Raw genomic sequence first — 18,133 nt, 5'->3', positions numbered from 1 at the left:
TCACAATGCACGCCGGGAACTGGCGGGCCGACCGACGCGAGCCGGACGGTCCGAGCCGGCGCTAGGCCGCTGCGGGTGGCCTGGCCGTGATCCGGATGCAACGGACGCCCTGGCGGCGGGCCTGTTCGGCGAGGTTGAGGGCCGGCCCGAACGGCGGCGCCCCGGCGCTCGCGGCGACACCGAGGCTCTCGGGCAGGATCAGCACGCAGACCGGCTGCAGGGCCATGAGTTGGTCGTTGGCGCGGAACGGCGCCGCGCGCCCGAAGCGGGTGAAGTCCGGCCGGGCCAGCACCAGGCGGACACCCTTCTGCTGCGCCCAGCGCTTCGCCAGGCGCTCGCCGCCCTTGGCGCCAGTCAGCGCAAGGCTCATGCCGGGGTGCTGGTCGCGCGCCCAGTTCAGGGCGTCGAAGATGCGTCCGGCGTCTTCCGGCGCATCGCTGAGCGGCGAGGCCCGGAAGGCCACCACGGCGTCGCCGGGATCGGCGCCCTCGCGGCGGCGCTGTGCGATCGACCGGATCGCCGCCTGGGCGTCCAGCTGGGCCGCGGTCGCGCCGGAGTGGACCGACCCGCGCCAGGGGCTCCAGACCTCGCCGGTGGCGATGGAGTAGGCCTCGGCGGCGGCGTCACGGACGAACCCCATGGCCGCCGTGGCCACGTCGAGGGCGTCGGCGCGGGCCTTGGCTTCCTGCAGGTCGACGTCGGCCACCTCCGAGCCGTCGAAGTCGCGCAGCAGCCCGGCGAGCTTGTCACGCTCCCGGTCGGCGTCGCGTCCGAGGCGCTGCACGCCTGAGTGCAGGCCGCCGATCAGCGTCTCGCAGATCGTGACGGCGTGGTCCTCGAGGGCGCCGCCGAGCAGCATGTCGAGCACCTCGCCCATCAGGGCGCGCCCGAGCTGGGCGAGCTGCGGCTCGGTCGGATGGGGACGCGGGTCCTGCAGCGCCGCGGTGCGGGCGTCGAAGGCGTCGAGGTCGGCGGTGTTGAAGAAGCTGGATTGCGGTCGCATGGCGGTCTCCTGGGGTTCGCGAGCCGAAGCTCGCGACCACCGGCCGCCGGCGGGCCGCGCCGGCCAGGGCGCCGCAGGCGGCGGAGCGCACCCTGGCGGGCGCGGCCCGGCGGTGGCGCTCCGTCGCGACCCTGGCTTCGGCGCGCAGCCAGGACCACGCCACGACATCGCGGATATCCAGCCCGTCCGAACCTGCCCCCGTCGGGCGCCCAGGCCGCTCTCGCGGCGCCGTGGGATCAAGCAACGCACGCCCCCGCCCGACGGCGGAGGCGTGCGCGTGACGCAGCCTTGTCGCTATTCGGCGGCGATCGCCGGGGCTTCCTCACGCTTCAGCGACGCCTCGGCCCGCCGCAGCATCGGCTGGACCGTGCGCGACCGCTGCGCCGGCGAGAACGGCCGCCGGGTGTAGGCCTGGGCCGGGAAGCCCAGCCAGCGGGGCGTCCAGCCCTCCGCCTTCGGCCGGCCGTTCTCGCCTGCGACGAAGTCGTGGAGGATCGAGGCCTGGGTCTTCACCTTTTCGGTGAGGTTGCCGTCGGCGACCTTCTTGCCGCCGACCTCCTTGAGCATGGCATTGACCGTCTCCCGGTCGCGGAGCAGGTCGAAGAAGGCCTCGTCGGGCGACCAGAAGCGGCCCACGTCGACCTTCAGCCAGGCGCCCGCCGCCTCGACCTCCTCGCTGCCGGCCGCCAGGCTCTCGGCCATGGCCACGGCGGCGAGGTCCAGCACAGCCTGATCCGGAAGCGTCAGCAGGCGGGCGAAGACCGCCGCCGCCCGCTCGCCCGAGCGCCGGCCGAGCACACGGTCGGCGTCGCGCGGGAGCGCCAGCGCCCGGCACACCGCGCGCCGACGCTCGGCGAAGGCCGCCACGGCCGGGCTGGCCTCCAGGCTGGCGGCCACGGCGGCGTCGTGCGGCGTCCGCGGATCGGGCTTCACCTGCCAGTAGGCGGAGCCCGCGATGGCGTGCGCCACCATCAGCCTGAGCGCCACGCCGGGGTTCTCCGCCAGCGCGACCTGCACCGCCGCGTGCCGGTGCAGGTCGATGTAGGCGGCCTGGGCCTGGGTCACCTCCGGCCGCGCCGGCTTCGCCTCGCCCGCCTCCGGGCCCTCGCCCCGGGCCGTCCGCTCGGCGGCCGCCCGCGCAGCCCGCGCCTCCTTCTCGATGAGCCAGCCCTCGTGCACCTCGACCTCGCCCTTTGGCGCGACGGTGATGAACACCTTGCCGCCCCGGTCCTTCGGGGTCCGCTCGTGCTTCCATGAGTAGAACGGAGCGCCGGTCTCAAGGATCACGACGTCCGCCCAGCCGTCGGCCAGGAGGGCCTCGCGGCGGGCGGCGATCGCCTCGTTCTGGGAGCGCCAGAACTGGTCGGACTCGACGAAGTAGCTCTCCTCGCCGAACAGGTCCGCCCGGATCTGGCCGGGGTAGTCGTCCAGCGGGAAGAGCGCATGCTTGGTCGGGATGGTCGCGCCGCCGAACAGCCAGGCCTTGAGCGAGGCTCCGGTGGGCCCGCTGGCCCGGGTCGTCGAGCAGCGCCAGCCACGCCTTCTGCTGGGCCTTGCTGGCCAGCGTCAGGCTGCGCACCGTCGCCACGTCGATCTCCTCCCGGCGGTAGAGGTTGCGGATCCGCGGCAGCAGGTGACCCAGGGCCAGCGTCCGGCGCACGACCACCTCCGAAAGGCCGAAGGTCGCCGCGATCTGCTCCACCGTCCGGCCCGCCGCCACGAGGCGCGTGAAGGTCTCCCAGCAGGTGACCTCATCCGGGGGCAGCCGCCCGAGATTCTCGATCAGGGACGCCTCGAGCGCCCCGGCGTCGTCGCCGGGTTCGAGGATGCCGATCGGCACGGGGTCGATCTCGACGCCCTCGGCGATGGCGGCGAGCGCGGCCTTCCAGCGCCGCCGGCCGGCGACGATCTCGAAGCGGTCGGGGACCACGGCGCCGTCGACGACGCTCTCCAGGACCAGGAGGGTCAGCAGCACCCCGCGCTGCCGGACGGAGGGCAGGATGTCGGCGATGTCCGGGTCGGGACGACCGTGGTGCATGTTGAGCGGTGACAGGGTCAGGTTTCGGGGGTCGGTGAATGCCAGTCTCATGAAAGTCTCCTTGGGGTGAGCCAGTCCGGGGGCCGCCTTGGCGGGCCGGACAGGCATGTGCGCCCGCGGGCGCGGTCAGCGCGCCCGGGGCCGCGGCCCCGGACGCGTTCGGCGGCGGCCTGAAGCCGCCGGCGAAGGGGCGGTCAGGCGTCGGGCGCGACGCGCGGCAGGGCGGCGACGACGGCTTCGGCCGCCGAGATCGAGCCGGTCTGGCGCGCCGCTTCGGCCCAGGCCGAGATCGGGACCCGCGGCTTGAAGTGGACGTCGCGCTCCAGGGTCAGGCCGAACGGCAGCTTCACCGAGGTGAGCTCGCGGAGGCTGACCGAGCCGAGCTCGGGAAAGCCCATGCCGAGGTCGCAGAGCCCGAACAGGGTGTCGCCGTCGGGGTCGAGCTCGGTGATCAGCCAGGTCCCGGCGCCGGCCGGATTGAACAGCTTGATCACCGGCAGGTGGTCGCCGCCGGGATCGGCGGCGTTGGCCAGCAGCCGCGGCCGCAGGCTGTCGGGGATCAGGACGAGGCCGTCGTCGTGAGGAATGGTCATGGCAGGCGCTCCGGGCCGGCGGCCCGGACCTCCCGTCCGCCGCGCCCGCCCGAACCCGCCCTTCCTCCGTCCTCCCTCCCCGCCACGGCCCCAGCCGCCGACGCCTCGTTCCAGTCCCCGAACGGCGCCGGCGGGAACCGGACAAGCACGTCGACGCCCTGCGCCCGCAGGCCCACAGCCAGCGCTTGCGCCGAAGCCTCGCCATCGGCGCCCCGGTCGGCGGCGATCAGCACGGAGCGGACGCCGGCGGGCGCGCGCCAGCCCCTGAGGTTGCGGGTGGAGAGCAGCGCCCAGGCCGGCCAGCCGAACCGCCGCGCCGCAGACAGGCAGGTGAAGACGCCCTCCCCGACCAGCAGCCGCTCGCCCGCCGGCGCAAGGCGTACCGCCGCGCCGGCCGGACAGAGGCCGACGGTCTTGCGCGGGATCGCCAACCGGGCCCGTCCGGCGTCGGCGGCGAGATAGGTCAGCTCCAGACCGACGAGCGCGCCGTCCGGCGCGCGGATGGCGGCCAGCAGGGCCGGCCGTCGGGGCCCGGCGGAGGCATAGACGGCCGCCGGAACTGCGGGATGGTGGCGCAGCCCCTCTATGGGCGCCCCGACGCCGCGCTGGGCCAGGTGTCGCTCCGACAGCGTGCCCGCCAGCGCCCGGCCCTCGTCCCAGAGCGCCCGCGCCGCCGCCACCCGCGCGCGCCGGCTCGGCTGCGCCGCGGCGGCGCGGTCGGCGCCCGGCAGGCGCCCCTCGGCGTCGGTGAGCCCGCGGGCGGCCAGGTCGGCGCGGACGTCACGCCAGTCGTCGCCGGCGAAGCAATGGATGATCACGCGACCGCCGGACACCAGGAGCGAGACCGACCGGTCCTCCGGACCGTGGCCGGGACCGGGCACATTCGCGCGCCGGCCGCCGGCCCAGAGGTCGCCGCCCAGCGCGCGCACGATGGTCGCCAGGCTGGCCCCATTCCGAGTGGAGGAGCCGCTCACAGCAGCCCCAGGGCGCGGTAGCTGACCACCGACTCGCCGGCGACCAGGAAATGGTCGTGGACGGCGATCCTCAGGACGCGGCCGGCCTCCTGGACCTGCCGGGTGGCGTCGACCTCAGCGGCGGAGGGCGTTTCCAGGCCGCCGGGGTGATTATGGGCCAGCACCACGGCCGCGGCGTCGAGTTCGAGCGCACGGCGCACCACCTCCCGGGGATAGACCGGCACATGGTCGATGGTGCCTTCGCCGAGCACCTCTTGGAGGATCAGCCGGTTTCGTTTGTCGAGGAACAGGCCGAGCAGCTGCTCGCGCGAGCGCCCGGCGAGCATGGCGCGCAGATAGCCGGTGACGGCGTCCCAGCCGCCGAGCACCGGACGACGGCGCAACGGCGCAATCAGCAGCCGGCCGGCCAGGTCCTGCGCCAGGCAAAGACGCGCCGCCCGCGCGGCGCCCACCTCCCGGGCGAGCGAAGCGTGGGCGGCGGCCAAGACCTCCGGAAGGGAGCCGAAGCGCGCCAACAAGCCAGCGGCCTGCGCGGGCGTCAGGCCGCCAGCGATCTGCAGCGCCTCACGATCGTCGAGCGCGGCCGGCCCGGCCGCCAGGAGCCGGGCGAACGCCTCGGCGGTCTCGGGATGGGAACGGGCCATGGCAAGGCCCTCCGGAGTCAGCGACCCCCAAGGCGGGGCCGCTCGCCCGTCCCTCCCTCCACCTCCCGCCGCCTCTCAGCGCCGGATGATCCTCCTCTGCGCATCGAGGGCGGCCCATCTTCGTACGGGGCGTTACGGCCGCCGCCTTGCCCTGCGCCATGGCCCGGCCGGAGCGGACCTCCGCTGCGTATCTCCCTTGGCCCCGGCTCCAGCCTCCGTACAGACAGAATTTGACTTTTTGTCTGTACAGGATATGTACAGACAGAAATCAGAAACCTGTCTGTATGACCCCGTTCGCACTCTCGCCCGCGATCCAGACGTTGGTCAGCGACCTGCAACAGCAGGTGGCCACCGCGCCCCAAGCCGGCTCCGTCTACCGTCGCACCCGGGACGGCACGGAATACATCTACGCGAAGGTCCCGGTGGGCGCCGCCCGGATCGACCGTTTCATCGGCAAGGCTGGCGACCCCGACGCCGAGGCGGCGGCCGCCTCGCTGCAGCAGGGCGCGGCGCTGGCCGCCGAACGCCGTCGGCTGGTCTCCATCCTGCGCGGCGAAGGCCTCCCGGTCCCGGACCGCACAATGGGCGCCATCCTCGACGCCCTTGCCCACGCCGGCCTGTTCGCGGCGGGCGGCGTGCTTGTGGGCACGGGCGCCTACCTGGTGAGCGCCCCCTGGTCGGCGCCCGCCTGCCCGCCCCCACCCTGATGACCGGCGACCTCGACCTGGCGACGGCCAGCGTCGCCCTGCGGTCCGATCCCCCGAGGCGTTCGAAGCCATCCTCAGGCGCGCCGACCCCACCTTCGAAGGCGTCGGCCAGATCCGGCCCAGGGCCCCGCCGTCGCGGTTCCGCAATGCCCGCGGCTACCTCGTCGACCTGGTCACCCCCCACCCGCCACCGGGACGACGAGACCCCGGTGGTCCTCGAAGGCCTGGCGGCCGGCGCCCGCGCCCCTGCAGCACCTCGCCTGGCTGATCGACGCTCCGGTCCGCACCGTGGCGCTCAGCGGGGCCGGCGTGCTGGTGAACATCCCCCAGCCGGCCCGCTTCGCGGTGCACAAGCTGATCCTGGCCCAGCGGCGTGACGACGCCAGCCGCCTCAAGCGCGCCAAGGACCTCGCCCAGGCGAAGGCGCTGATCGAGGTCCTCCGTGACCTCGACCCTTTCGCCCTGGACGATGCGCTCGCCGACGCCCGGGCCAAGGGAGAGAAGGGATGGCGCAGCCCGATCGCCCGGTCGCTGAAGGAGATCGGCCATGACGACCTCGACGCCTGAGGCCGGTCGGCCGCGGGAGACGATCCCGGCGCGCGCTGCCGTCCGCCTGCTGGCCGCCTGAGGGATGCGCAACGACCGGCCGCCGACCGGGCCGACGCGGCGCGCTGCGGCCGCCGCCCTGTTCAACCGCCGGTCCGGCCGGAACGGGCGGCTTCAGCAGTAGGCGCGCCCGGCCACGCCCGCTCCCGGCCTCGCCGTAGCGCCTGCATGGGACCGGCGGCCCTCACCCCACCCAGAGCTTCAGCAGGACCACGGCGCCCAGCAGCAGGATCACCACCGGCACGGCGAGCACGCCCCAGCCGGTCGCGTTCGCCTCGAACCACTGGCCCAGCTTCAGCGACAGGGTGGCGGGCGGCGAACGGCGGCGGGCGGAACGGGTCGACATGCTCGCAGTATAAAACATACAGTGAACATCGGCAAAGAATATCTAACCTACAGGGCGGTGATCCGGCGGGTCATCGGTCAGGGCCCCGCGCCGCGCCTGCCTCCGCGCATGCCAGTCGAGATGGCGCTGCTGGGCGGCGTCCGGCGTGTAGCCGAGGCGCGCATAGACGTTGGCCATGCCCCCGAACCTCCGGCAGAACCAGTCGGCGCTGGCCAGTTCGGGATCGGCGTCGATCGTGTTGGCCGAGATCCGCCCCACCCGCCGCCAGTGGCGTGCGAGGGCGATCAGCGCCTCCTCCTCGTTCAGGGGCGCGTGGCCGCGCCAGCGCGCATCACGGCCGCGCGCCGAATTCTGCTGCCCTGCCCGCTGCCGCCGGGACGGCGTATATCCGAGCCGCGCATAGGCCGCGTCCATGGACCCGAAGGTCTTGATCATGGTCGCGCTGCAATGGGTCTCCGGATGGGAATTGATCAGCAGCGTGCTGATCCGCCCATGCTCGATCCAGACCCGCCGAAGCTCGTCGAGCAGGGCCTCCTGGGTGGGCCGGCGCGACCTGGGGAGATGGAATTGCCGCTGGGCCAGGGCGAACATCTGCGGCGTCACCAGCGGCGCGACCGCGCCCTCCACCCGGACCCAGTCCTTGCGTGGCACGAACCACCGGTGGGTCAGCATCCCCTCGGTCTTCCCGAGGACCAGGACGCCCGCATACTTCTCGCTGGTGAGGATCCGGCGCACACGGTCGAAGGTCCAGCGCACCCCGCCCTCACCGGGCACGCCTTCCCCGTTTAGCAGATCGGCGATCGTCGCCGTCCGCATCCCGGCGACCACGAACAGGCTGTAGATCCGCCGCACCGTGGCGACCTCCTCCGGCGGCCCCGGCACAAGGATCGTCCGGAGGCCACGAAACGCCTTGTGCTGCCCGGACTGCATCAGGTGGTGCTCGCGGCCGTCCGCGCTGACCGCCAGGCGGCGGAATCCGTATCCCGCCGGCCCGCCGGGCCAATAGCCCTTCAGCCGCAGGCCCCGCTTGGCGCGGCCCACCTTCACCGAGAGCTCGCGGCTGTACTCCGCGGCCATCGCCCGCTTGAGCTGCTTGAGGATCGCCGAGGACAGGCTGCCGTCGTTCGGGAACGGCTCGGCGGTATAGATGATCTCTACTCCCGCCTCGCGACAGACGAACTCGTAATGCGCGCCCTGGTCCACGTCCTGGAAGCGGCCCCAGCGGCTGACGTCGTAGACCAGGACGGTCGCATACGGCGCCCCGCCGCCCAACACGTCGGCCAGCAGCTGCTTCAGCCCATCGCGGCCCTGCAGCCGCAGCCCGCTGATCCCGGCGTCCGTATAGGTCTGGACGATCTGCAGCCCGTGCTCGGCGGCATAGGCCGCATTGGCGGCGGCCTGGAACTCCAGGGAGTAGTTCTGGTGCTCCGTCGACATGCGCAGGTACTGAGCAGCGCGGGGACGAACAGGCGTCGGCATCGGACGACCTCCACCCGCCCATGCTAGGCGATACGGCGGCGCGGTCTTATCCGGCAGACGCCCTAGTCGGCGGGCGCCGCCTCAAAGCAAAACCAGAGCCTCTATCCCGGCGCCAGCCCGGCCTGTGTAGCCATGGCGGATCTCGTGAACGGCGGATAAATCGGGGCCCGCCGCCCCGCGACCCACGCCTCCAGATCCACGTGAGGCCCGAAACCCGGCCGCTCCACGGGGCTCGCCGCTAGGCTCCGGCGTCCGGACCGGCCTCAGCGGTCGGGTGCCGCGCCGCCAGGTCCTGATGCTCGGCCTCCCGCACGGACCGGGCCACGTTCAGCCGCGTGAACAGGCGCGCCCCGCGCTGGCCGCCCGGCGGACGGCGGCCGACGCTGGAGAGATCGTTGGTAAGCCCCACCAGCACCACCGCACCACCCCCTCGCCCTTCGGGCGCAGGTAGGCGTAATTCCCGGCGATCCGCTGGTGCTCCGCCCCGTCCGGCAGCCGCCGGAAGCGATAGGTGGCTCCTGAAGCACCTTCGAGATCGACGAATTCCTGCATGGCGGCTCCGGCGGCGGGGCACGGGGGTTAGCCGAGAGCGATGGCGAAATCGAGTCCGCATCCGCCGGACGCCCGTCATCGCCGCGACGGACGGAGCGCGGCGGCCCAGCGCACGACTGTACAGACAGGGCTGCAATTCCCGTCTGTAACGTGGTCCTTTGAGCGCCTCGCTGAAGGAGATCGGCCGCCCAGACGTTTCGCCGGACTGAGTCCGGCCCGCCGCCGGATCAGAACTTCCGTTCGGTGGGCGCCGTCTCGGCCTTCTCGCAGACCCCTGTGAAGTCGCCGTACCTGGCGTCCCCGGTCTGCCGGTCGACCGTCAGCCGCAGCTTGCCGCTCAGGATTCCCCCATAGGGAGCGCGGGCCCGGATCTGGGTCTCTGCGATCTCCACCTCGCCCATCTCATACCAGCCGTCCGCCGACTTCTTCTGGCCAAGGCCCGGCCTGTTGTTCTCCGGCGGCCGGACCCGGATAGCCCCGCCCGCTACGGCGATGCTCATCCGCGCCGGCACCCGCACCTCACCGTAGGTCGGGCTGCTGGTGGTCCGCGTGGTCGCGGTCTGCGCAATGACCGCAGCCCGGTGCGCCGCCCCGCCGATGCCGGGATCCGTCCCAGGCGTCACCGTCACCGTCGAGGTCGAGCCTGTCTGCTGGATCTCCTTCTCCGTGCCGGCGCAGGTCAGCATCAACGTCGGCGGCGGCTCCTGCGCGCCGACGGCGGTTCCCGCTCCGAGGATGCAGAAGACGGTCAGGAGGCGGACGGTGCGCATGGAATCTCGCGGGGCTCAAAGGAGTCATTTACGCAACCGCGCAGCTCGGCTTCCGTCAAGCAGATGCCCGGGGTAACCGGTTTGGTCATGATGACGCCGGACCGCCTCATCCGACTGCTCGCCGCCATCAGCGTGCTGCTAGCGCTGGGCTGCGCGGCCCTGGCGGTCGCCTGGTCGCGCGCCAACGACGAGGCGCTCTGCTGGCGGGACCTGCACGAGCTGGGCGAGGTCCCCCCCGAGGGCGACTGCCGCCGGCTCTAGGCGCAGCCCAGCCCAGGTCGCCAAGGTCTCGCGGTCAGTCCGACCGGGCGCCGCCGAACATCTCCAGCGCCCGCTCCAGGTCGTCCCGGCTCCGGAATCGCACGCGCAGGCTCGCCGTCCCCGAATGGCTCGACCAGTCGCCCCGGCAGTTCAGGGTCAGCCACTCGGTGACGACGGTGTTCCGGGTATAGCCCGGCGGAGCGGAAGCAGGCTTGCGCAGCCGCGCTTGCCAGAAGCCCTTTCCTTCCTCCCCGGTGTCCTGCCACTCCAGTCGCACGCGTCCCTCCCCCGGCGGGCGAGGCTCGGCGAGTCTGTCCAGGTCACGCAAGAGGGCGATGGACCCCGACGCCCCCCAGGCCCCGCGCCCCGGGGCCATCCGGCTGCGCCGGCCGCCTCAGCGTCCCAGGTCCGCCGGCGCCGCCTCCGAGTTCAGGATCGTGGCGCCATCGCCACGCCGTGCTCGGTGAAGGGCCAGGGGCGTTAGCGCGCTCCTCCGCGGCGCGGCGCGTTTGAGGCCGCAGATTGCGACCTCAAACCCTCAGCTTCCTCAGGGGTCAGCTGGAACGCCCCCGGGAAGCGGTCGAGGTTGCGTCGGAACTGCTCATCCAGCCGCCTGGTGGGCCACGCCAGGTCGTCCGCCAGCACGACCGTCGTCGGCGGAGCTCATGGGCGAAACGCCGCTGGCGTCCCGACGCGACCCTGGCTGGACGACGAGGTCTTGAGCCAGGGACCCGGCTCAGCCCCACTTCACTTGCAGCGGTTCGCATGACTGCGCCACGTTCGGCTGCGCGACCTCCGTGGGCTTCGGCGCCGGCGTGGGAACGGGCGCCGGCGCAGGCGGGGGCAGCGCCAGGCCTTCGCGCCGCGCCCAGGCTTCCAGGTCCGACTGCGCATAGACCACCCGCCGGCCGATCTTCCGGAAGACCGGCCCGACGCCCATCCAGCGCCAGGTCTGCAGGGTCCCCACGGTGTTGCCGAGGAAGGCCGCGGCGGCGGGCGTGTCCATCCACCGGGCTCGGCGGACCTCGCCCAGGATCGAGGCGGCCCGTTCCTGGGCGGCGGCGTCCCGCGCCGCCCGCTCCCGCGTCGCCACGTCGTCCACCGGCAGGTCCGGCATCTCGGCGCCGATCAGCAGCGCCGCCTCCTGGGCGATCCGGTCGGCGGCCTTCTTCACCGGGTGGTCGGCGAGGTGGGCGTATCGCGCGGTGGTCTTCGGGCTGCGATGGCCCAGCAGGGCGCCCACCACATAGAGGCTGTCGCCGCTGGCGACGCCGAGGCTGGCGAAGGAATGGCGCAGGTCGTGGATCCGCACGTCCTTCAGCCCGGCGGCCGTGCGGATGCGGTCCCACGGCTTCTGCAGGTTGATCAGCCGCCCCGCTCCGCCGGGCCCCGGCAGCAGGTAGGGATTGCCGTCCACGGGCTCGAGGTCCTGGATGATCTTCAGCGCCGCGGCGCCCAGGTGGACGCTCTTCTCGCCCGTCTTGCTGTCCGGCAGCCGCAGGCAGCGGTGGAAACTGTCCAGGTAGGCGTGCTTCGCCGTCAGGATCTCGTTCTTCCGGCAGCCGGTGAGGATCAGAAGCCGGATCGCCGCCAGCGCGTACCGGTTCTCGACCCCCAGCGACTCGGCCACCGCGATGGCCTCGCCAAGCCGCCCCAGCTCGGCGGGCGACAGGAAGCGCGCGAGCTTGCGCTCCCGGAACCGCCGCACGCGCCACGCCGGGTTGTCGGTGCGCACCCCGCGGGACACGCCGAAGGCGAAGGCCGCCGAAAGGGTCACCACCGAGCTGTTGGCGGCGCCCTTGCCGCCGCGCACCCGGGAGAGGCCGCGCGTCCGGGTCTTCATCCGCTTCGCCGTCTTCCCCTCGGCCACGGCCAGCAGAAGCTTGTCGACGTCCTCGCGCGTCACCGCCGCCGCGGTCTTCGGCCCCAGCAGCGGCTTGATGTGGTTGTCGATGTCGCTGCGGGCCGACTCGATCGAGCTGTCCTTGCAGGTCGCCATCCCCTCGCGGAGGTAGAGGTCGCAGAGCTCCGCCACGGTCATCGCCTTCCGCGCGGCGAATTTCTCGGCCTGCGGGTCCACGCCGTCCGCCACCTGGCCGAGCACCCAAAGCGCCTTCGACCGCGCCGTCTCGACCGTCCAGGGCGAGCCGTAGAGGCCGATCTTGTAGCGCCGGGACTGGCCCGCGAACCGGTACTGGACCAGGAACGTCCGGGTCCCGCCGGGCTGGATGCGCACCGCGAATCCTTTCACCACCGAGTCCCAAATAAATGCGTCTACTTCGCCGACCGGCGCTCCCTCGACGATGCGGAGGGTCAATTTCTTGCGCAGCATCAGACCGTTCTCCTTATGGCCCCGCCAGCGACCTCATCCTTTCCGACCCGGAAGCCCACCGGAAGCAGATTGACTGAAAATCCGTACAAACGGATCGCAGCCGATGCAATTTCCAATGAGCTTTCGTCGAGTAGAAACGTAGCTTATCGTAGATTTCGCGGTCGTTTTTACTGTATTGGTAAGGCTGAGGTCGGCAGTTCAATCCTGCCCGGCGGCACCACTTCTGAAGTGACGACGGCCCCGAGCGCCATGCGCCCGGGGCCGCTTCGTATCGGCTGCTCACCGGGGCACGGGTTTTGGGGCGGCCCCTTGGACAAAGTCGATTGCGTGAACGCCCAAAATGGGCGGTGCTGATCCGGCGGGCCAGTGAAGGCCCGCGATCCGACGAACGCGCATGCCCAGGTCCCGCACCGATCTGACGTCGATCATCGCTCGCAACACCCCCCGCCTCGCGTCGGGGGTCAGCGAGCCGCTTGTTCACTTCCTGGTCGTGGCGCGGGAGTTGTGTGAGAGCGACCTCGATACGCTCCTGGTGATGATGATCATCATCCAGCGGGCCAATCTCCATCCGGATTTCCCGGCCCTGGACGGCCAGGCCGTCATGGAGGGCCGCATCGACCACCTGCCGATGCTCGACGTCAACACCCAGTCGATCGCCGATTCCACGCACATTCCCCGCGAAACGGTCCGGCGAAAGGTCGCTCAGCTGGTCGAGCTTGGTTGGGTCGTTCGTGAGGGCCGGAACCTGCGCTACACCCCCGAGGGATACCGCGCGATGGAGCCCGCACGGGCGGCGCTGGTCCGTATGGTGGCGCGGATCGCCGAGACCCTCGACGCGAACCTCGGCGACGGGCTTGACGCGTCTGCGACCCGGAACTGAGGTCCGCGGAACTTCCAATTCCAAAGTTCTCCGAGCGCCCATTTTGAGCGCTTTCAGCGACCTTGCTTGCCTGGCCAATGGTACTGCTTGGCCATGCTCCGGGTTCTCATCGCCGACGATCATCAGATCGTGCGCCGCGCCGTCCGTGAGGTCGTGGCGGAACATCCCGGTTGGGAGGTGTGCGGCGAAGCCGCCGACGGGCGCGAAGCGCTGGAGCTGGCGATTCGCGAACAGCCCGACGTGGCTGTCCTCGATATCAGCCTGCCGCTGCTGAACGGCGTCGCCCTGACACGCCGGCTGAAGCAGGACCTGCCGAAGACCCGCGTCCTGCTCTTCACCATGTGCGACGATGAGGTAACCGTCAGCGCGGGGCTGTCCGCCGGCGCCGGGGCTATCTGCTGAAGGCCGACGGCGCCGGTGACGTCGGCGCCGCCATCCAGGCCCTGGGGGCAGATCGGACCTATTTCTCCCCGGAGATATCCCAGTTGCTGCTCGACGCGGCTCGGGGCGGGCGGAAGCTGACCGGTCTCGAGGCCTTCACGACCCGGGAATTAGAGGTCGCGCAACTCCTTGCCGAGGGCAGCAGCAACAAGCAGATCGCGCGCCGACTGGTGATCGCGGTCAAAACCGTCGAGACCCACAGGGCGTCGGTGTTCAGGAAAGCCGCCGTGCGCACGGCGGCCGAGTTCGTGCGCTTTGCCGTGAGACACAACCTGATCACGGCCTGATCACGGAGGCAGCGGACCGACGCCGGGGCTCGCGAGCGTGGCGTCACCTCCGGTCAGCGCAATCCGGTCCCGCCGCGCTATGGGCGCCGGTGCGCGGTTCTGTCCGCGGTCTGTCCTGCCGACGGAGATTGCCGCCGGCCCCGTCGCCGACTATCTGCCCGCTCACCGACCATGCCGGCGTTTTCGGCGTCGTCAGTTCGGGCGGGGGATGATCCTTGCGCCGGAGGGCCGCCCGCGTTTGAGGTCCGCCGGTTCGGAGGCAGCATGACGGCAACGAGTTCTGCGTCCGGCGCGGTCGCGGGGGCCCGCAAGGCGCCCTCCAGCGACGGCGCGACGCCGGCGGCGCCGACGCCCGTTCGTGAAGCCGCCCGCCTCCAGCGTCCCGCGGGAGGCCGCCGTTACGACCTCGACTGGATTCGCATCATCGCCTTCGGGCTGCTGATCCTGTTCCACGTGGGCCTGGTCTACGGTCCGCTCGATTGGCACGTGCAGAGCACCCACACCTTCTGGTGGATGGAGGAGGCCCTGCTGGCCACCGGCCCCTGGCGGCTGACCCTGCTGTTCCTGGTCTCCGGCGCCGCGCTCCGATTCGTCGCCTCCGGCCTGTCGGCCGGCGATCTCGCCCTTGAACGGCTGAAGCGGCTGGGGCCGCCGCTGCTGTTCGGCGTACTCATCCTCGTCCCCGTACAATCCTGGCTCGAGGCTCTGGACAAGGGCTGGTGGTCGTCTGGCCTGCTGCCCTGGATCGCCGCCGAGTTCAGCCCGGCCGGGCTCGCCAACGGCGTGCCGGTGAATCACCTCTGGTTCGTGGTCTATGTGGCCGCCTACGCGCTCATCGCCAGCCCGCTGCTGGCGGCCCGCGGGCCGATCGGGATTCTGGGCGACCGCCTGGAGGCCGCTCTGCGCGGCTGGCGGGTGCTGGCGATCCCGACGCTTTATTTCGTCGCCATCCGGATCGCGCTCTTCCCGTTCTTCGGCGTGACCAACAACCTGACCGGCGACTGGTACAACCACGCCCAGTCGTTCGCGGCCCTGCTCTTCGGCTACCTCATGGTGGGCCGCGAGCGGGTCTGGGACGACCTCGAGCGGAACCGGCGAACCAGCCTGACCATCGCCGCTCTGGCCCTGCCCCTGGTCATGATCCAGCACGGCCACCCGGGAGGCGGCGCCTTTCTGGGCGTCCCGCGCGCGGTGGTCTTCGGCGTCTTCCAATGGATGGCGATCGCGGCGGCGCTGGGCTACGCGCGCCGCTACCTGAGCCAGGCGTCCGGTCCGCGCCTCGCCTATCTCAATCAGGCGGTCTTCCCCTGCTACCTCGCGCACCAGACCATCCTGGTGGTCGCCGTCTGGGTGATCCGGCCCGCGCACTTGCCGGCCCTTTTCGAGGCCCTGCTGCTGATCGGCGTCACCTTCGGCGGCAGCCTGCTCACCTATGAGGCAGCCCGCCGCCTTCCCGTCGTGCGCACTCTGTGGGGTCTGAAGGCGCCGAAACCCCATCCCGCCGGACCTCAGCCGTTCGCCCGTCGTCGGCTGATGCTTGGGTTCGGCGTCGCCGCGCCGGCGGTCGCCCTGATCAGCGTGACGCTCGCGGTGGCGTCCTACCCGGGGTTTAACCACGCCCGGCAGTACTTGAGCGAACTGGGCGGCGCCACCGCGCCGGCGGCCATCTTCTTCAATGTCGGGGTGCTTGCGGCCGGTGTCATGGCGGGCGTCGCGGGCGCCGGCTTCGGCCTGGCGGTGGCCGGCCTCGCCAACGCGCGCGTCAGCGGCGGCCTCACCGCCGTCGCCTTCGCCTTGGCCGGGGTCGGCCTCGCGATGTCGGCGGTCTACCCATGGCCGGATCCCCGCCACATGGCGATCAATCTCGGGCTCGGCATCCAGATCGCCCCCCTGCTCCTGCTGTTCGGCCTCCGTAGCCGGCGCGACCTGCCGCGCCTGAAGGTCTTCCTGGCGGCTGTCTTCGTCGTGATGGCGGCGCTCACCGTGATCACCAAACATCTCGTTTTCCCGGGGACGGTGAACGACGCCAACGTCGGCTGGTGGGAGCGGGTCTATGCCTTCGTGCTGGTGGGGTGGGTCGGCGTGGCGGCGATCGTGCTGGAGCGCCGCCTGCACCTGGATGGTTCACAGGCAGATGCGGCTTAAGTGACGCACAGATGCGTCTTGTTATTGCACCATTCACAAGTCCGTGATTGATCAGGCCGGAATCTGACACGAGGCTGAATCCGGTCCGGCTTGGGCGGCGATAGCGCCCCTCGAGTCTGCGGGTGCGGGGTGGACGCAGAATGAGCATTCTCGCAGGGCGATTGGCGGAACCTCTCGAGACCGCAGAGCTGGATTCCCAGCCGTGGCTCCCGGTCGAGGCCCCGCTGGCCATGCCGCGCCAGGACTTCAACGCCGAATCGCCGGCGATCGCGGAAGTCATGGTCACCTCGCCAGCAGACATCGGTCTGCGCCGGATGGCGCTGGCCGCCGGCACGCTGCTCTTCACCCTGCTCGTGGCGATCGCGCCCTACGTGCTCTATGCGCGCAAGGGCTTCGAGCCGTTCGAGGTCCTGGGCCTTGGCGTCTTCCTCCTGCTGGTGACCCCGCTCTCCTGCTGGTTCTGCAGCGCGCTCTTCGGCTTCTTCAACATCCTGAAGGGGCAAGAGCAGGACGACCTCGCCTTCTCGCCGCGTCCGGCCCATCCGACGACGCGCACCGCGCTCCTCATGCCGCTCTGCAACGAGGACGCCTCGGCCGCCTTCGCCCGCCTCGCCGGGATCGACGCCTCGCTGGCCCGCCTCGGCGTCTCGGACTCCTTCGACTTCTTCGTCCTCAGCGACTCGAACAACCGCGTCGCCCCGGCCGAGGAAGCCGCCTTCCTCGCCTTCCGCGCCCACGCCCACAGCCGCATCTTCATGCGCCGCCGCACGGAGAACCTGGAGCGGAAGGCCGGCAACATCGCCGACTGGGTGAGCCGTTTCGGCGGCGCCTACGAGTGCATGATCATCCTCGACGCCGACAGCACCCTGGCGGGTGAAACTGTCCTGCGCCTCGTGGACGCCATGGAGCGCAACCCGACAATCGGCCTGATCCAGACCGCGCCGGTGATCGTGGGCGCCCAGACGCTCTTCGCCCGCGTCTCGCAGTTCAGCGTCCGCATGTACGGCAAGGTCGCGGCCGCCGGCTACGCCTGGTGGACGGGCGCGGAGTCCAGCTACTGGGGCCACAACGCGATCGTGCGCACCGGCGCCTTCGCCGCGTGCGCCCGCCTGCCCATCCTCCCCGGCGAAAAGCCGTTCGGCGGTGACGTGCTGAGCCACGATGTCGTCGAGGCGGCCCTGCTCCGCCGCGCCGGCTGGGCCGTCCATGTGACCGCCGCCCTCGACGGCAGCTGTGAAGAGACGCCGCCGACCATCCTCGACTTCATCCGCCGCGAGCACCGCTGGTGCCAGGGCAACCTGCAGCACCTGCGCCTGCTCACCGCGCGCGGGCCTGCACCCTATGAGCCGCCTTCAGCTCGGCATGGGCGCGATGGCCTACCTGTCCTCGCCCCTGTGGTTCACGGCGCTCGCCATCGGCCTGGCGCTGCAGCTGCAGCATCCGACCAACTGGGCCTCGCTCTGGTACTTCCTGGATCCCGAGTTCAGCCCCTTCATGCTGGGCTCGCTGATCGCCGCCGTCCTGCTGATCGGCCCCAAGATCATGGGCGCGGCCATCGTCCTGATGCGCCCGCGCGAGCGCCGCGCCTTCGGCGGCGGCCTCGCCGTGGTGAAGAGCGTCGCCACCGAGATCGCGCTGTCGGCCCTGGTCGCCCCGATCCTGATGGTCGCCAACGCCAACGCCGTGATCCAGATCCTGCGCGGCCGTGATGTGGGTTGGCGGCCGCAGCAACGCGACGCCGACGGCATCGCCTGGTCCGACGCCTGGCGGGTGATGCGTCCGCAGATGTTCTGCGGCCTGGCGTTCACCGCCGCCCTCTGCTTCCGCCCTGACCTTGCGATCTGCTTCGCGCCGATCGTGCTGCCCCTGCTGTTCGCCGCCCCGATCTCCGTCTGGAGCTCGCGCCGCAGCACCGGCGACGCCTTCGCCGACCGCGGCCTGATGGTCACCCCCGCCGACGACGTCGCCAGCTCCATGCCGGCGGTGTTCGGCGCCGCGCCGCGAGGCGCCGCCGCCTTCCCGCTCCCGGCCCGCGCCGCCGTCATGAGCCAGCCGACGGAGTAGGCTGGCAGTCC

General features: G+C 71.6%; 21 protein-coding genes and 1 pseudogene. 9 read left to right on the top strand and 13 right to left on the bottom strand.

Annotated features, from left to right (window positions below):
* Positions 1 to 61: 61 nt before the first annotated feature.
* The 6 genes from LRS04_RS14945 to LRS04_RS14920 all read right to left on the bottom strand — a co-directional run bounded on the left by LRS04_RS14945 (position 62) and on the right by LRS04_RS14920 (position 5,252).
* The gene (locus LRS04_RS14945; protein WP_257817043.1) at positions 62 to 1,003 is read right to left on the bottom strand and encodes a DUF2493 domain-containing protein; all 942 of its coding nucleotides are present in this window, start codon (positions 1,001 to 1,003) and stop codon (positions 62 to 64) included.
* Positions 1,004 to 1,297: 294 nt separating this feature from the next.
* A complete protein-coding gene (locus tag LRS04_RS14940) occupies positions 1,298 to 2,290 on the bottom strand; it encodes a hypothetical protein (protein WP_257817042.1) in 993 nt (330 codons plus the stop codon).
* Complete coding sequence (locus tag LRS04_RS14935) at positions 2,280 to 3,092, bottom strand: ParB N-terminal domain-containing protein (RefSeq protein ID WP_257817041.1); 813 nt, start codon at positions 3,090 to 3,092, stop codon at positions 2,280 to 2,282. The genes LRS04_RS14940 and LRS04_RS14935 overlap by 11 nt, the downstream gene beginning before the upstream one ends.
* Positions 3,093 to 3,235: 143 nt before the next feature.
* On the bottom strand, positions 3,236 to 3,634 hold the full coding sequence (locus LRS04_RS14930) for a DUF2958 domain-containing protein (RefSeq protein WP_257817040.1): 399 nt from the start codon (positions 3,632 to 3,634) through the stop codon (positions 3,236 to 3,238).
* Positions 3,631 to 4,563 (bottom strand): toprim domain-containing protein, encoded by a 933-nt coding sequence (locus LRS04_RS14925; RefSeq protein WP_257817039.1) that lies wholly within the window; start codon positions 4,561 to 4,563, stop codon positions 3,631 to 3,633. Before LRS04_RS14925 ends, LRS04_RS14930 begins: the two co-directional genes overlap by 4 nt.
* Positions 4,564 to 4,604: 41 nt before the next feature.
* A complete protein-coding gene (locus LRS04_RS14920; protein ID WP_257817038.1) occupies positions 4,605 to 5,252 on the bottom strand; it encodes a RadC family protein in 648 nt (215 codons plus the stop codon).
* A 284-nt stretch (positions 5,253 to 5,536) separates the two neighbouring features.
* On the opposite strand from LRS04_RS14920, the gene LRS04_RS14915 reads away from it, so the two are divergent.
* Both LRS04_RS14915 and LRS04_RS14910 read left to right on the top strand, forming a co-directional pair.
* Positions 5,537 to 5,959, top strand: a complete 423-nt coding sequence (locus tag LRS04_RS14915; RefSeq protein ID WP_257817037.1) for a hypothetical protein — start codon at positions 5,537 to 5,539, stop codon at positions 5,957 to 5,959.
* Between the two features lie 70 nt (positions 5,960 to 6,029).
* Positions 6,030 to 6,526: pseudogene (locus tag LRS04_RS14910) on the top strand (GSU2403 family nucleotidyltransferase fold protein).
* Between the two features lie 223 nt (positions 6,527 to 6,749).
* Here the strand turns inward: LRS04_RS14910 and LRS04_RS14905 are convergent.
* From LRS04_RS14905 to LRS04_RS14890, 4 genes are all read right to left on the bottom strand, one after another.
* Positions 6,750 to 6,911: a hypothetical protein gene (locus LRS04_RS14905; RefSeq protein WP_257817036.1), complete on the bottom strand. Its 162-nt coding sequence runs from the start codon at positions 6,909 to 6,911 to the stop codon at positions 6,750 to 6,752.
* A gap of 42 nt (positions 6,912 to 6,953) precedes the next feature.
* Complete coding sequence (locus tag LRS04_RS14900) at positions 6,954 to 8,390, bottom strand: recombinase family protein (protein WP_257817035.1); 1,437 nt, start codon at positions 8,388 to 8,390, stop codon at positions 6,954 to 6,956.
* Between the two features lie 238 nt (positions 8,391 to 8,628).
* Complete coding sequence (locus LRS04_RS14895) at positions 8,629 to 8,805, bottom strand: hypothetical protein (RefSeq protein ID WP_257817034.1); 177 nt, start codon at positions 8,803 to 8,805, stop codon at positions 8,629 to 8,631.
* A 364-nt stretch (positions 8,806 to 9,169) separates the two neighbouring features.
* The gene (locus LRS04_RS14890; protein ID WP_257817033.1) at positions 9,170 to 9,712 is read right to left on the bottom strand and encodes a hypothetical protein; all 543 of its coding nucleotides are present in this window, start codon (positions 9,710 to 9,712) and stop codon (positions 9,170 to 9,172) included.
* Positions 9,713 to 9,775: 63 nt separating this feature from the next.
* Here LRS04_RS14890 and LRS04_RS14885 point away from each other — a divergent pair, with 63 nt between their 5' ends.
* Positions 9,776 to 9,973, top strand: a complete 198-nt coding sequence (locus tag LRS04_RS14885) for a hypothetical protein (protein WP_257817032.1) — start codon at positions 9,776 to 9,778, stop codon at positions 9,971 to 9,973.
* Positions 9,974 to 10,007: 34 nt separating this feature from the next.
* On the opposite strand, the gene LRS04_RS14880 is transcribed toward LRS04_RS14885, so the two are convergent.
* The 3 genes from LRS04_RS14880 to LRS04_RS14875 form a co-directional block, all read right to left on the bottom strand.
* Positions 10,008 to 10,250, bottom strand: coding sequence for a hypothetical protein (locus LRS04_RS14880; RefSeq protein WP_257817031.1), 243 nt, complete (start codon positions 10,248 to 10,250; stop codon positions 10,008 to 10,010).
* A 203-nt stretch (positions 10,251 to 10,453) separates the two neighbouring features.
* Positions 10,454 to 10,618, bottom strand: a complete 165-nt coding sequence (locus LRS04_RS28020) for a hypothetical protein (protein ID WP_374576530.1) — start codon at positions 10,616 to 10,618, stop codon at positions 10,454 to 10,456.
* A 91-nt stretch (positions 10,619 to 10,709) separates the two neighbouring features.
* Positions 10,710 to 12,305, bottom strand: coding sequence for a tyrosine-type recombinase/integrase (locus LRS04_RS14875; protein WP_257817030.1), 1,596 nt, complete (start codon positions 12,303 to 12,305; stop codon positions 10,710 to 10,712).
* A 394-nt stretch (positions 12,306 to 12,699) separates the two neighbouring features.
* On the opposite strand from LRS04_RS14875, the gene LRS04_RS14870 reads away from it, so the two are divergent.
* From LRS04_RS14870 to LRS04_RS14845, 6 genes are all read left to right on the top strand, one after another.
* The gene (locus LRS04_RS14870) at positions 12,700 to 13,185 is read left to right on the top strand and encodes a hypothetical protein (RefSeq protein ID WP_257817029.1); all 486 of its coding nucleotides are present in this window, start codon (positions 12,700 to 12,702) and stop codon (positions 13,183 to 13,185) included.
* A 93-nt stretch (positions 13,186 to 13,278) separates the two neighbouring features.
* Entirely contained in the window at positions 13,279 to 13,587 is a 309-nt protein-coding gene (locus LRS04_RS14865; RefSeq protein WP_257819125.1) for a response regulator transcription factor, read from the top strand.
* 83 nt (positions 13,588 to 13,670) lie between these two features.
* The gene (locus LRS04_RS14860) at positions 13,671 to 13,913 is read left to right on the top strand and encodes a LuxR C-terminal-related transcriptional regulator (RefSeq protein WP_257817028.1); all 243 of its coding nucleotides are present in this window, start codon (positions 13,671 to 13,673) and stop codon (positions 13,911 to 13,913) included.
* Positions 13,914 to 14,177: 264 nt separating this feature from the next.
* Positions 14,178 to 16,058, top strand: a complete 1,881-nt coding sequence (locus LRS04_RS14855; RefSeq protein ID WP_257817027.1) for an acyltransferase family protein — start codon at positions 14,178 to 14,180, stop codon at positions 16,056 to 16,058.
* A 140-nt stretch (positions 16,059 to 16,198) separates the two neighbouring features.
* Positions 16,199 to 17,767, top strand: coding sequence for a glucans biosynthesis glucosyltransferase MdoH (gene mdoH, locus LRS04_RS14850; RefSeq protein WP_257817026.1), 1,569 nt, complete (start codon positions 16,199 to 16,201; stop codon positions 17,765 to 17,767).
* Positions 17,667 to 18,122 (top strand): hypothetical protein, encoded by a 456-nt coding sequence (locus LRS04_RS14845; protein ID WP_257817025.1) that lies wholly within the window; start codon positions 17,667 to 17,669, stop codon positions 18,120 to 18,122. The genes mdoH and LRS04_RS14845 overlap by 101 nt, the downstream gene beginning before the upstream one ends.
* The last annotated feature ends 11 nt before the right edge of the window (positions 18,123 to 18,133 follow it).

Source organism: Phenylobacterium sp. J367 (assembly GCF_024699985.1).
Lineage (GTDB): Bacteria > Pseudomonadota > Alphaproteobacteria > Caulobacterales > Caulobacteraceae > Phenylobacterium.
This window is presented reverse-complemented; position numbering and strand designations above follow the sequence as displayed.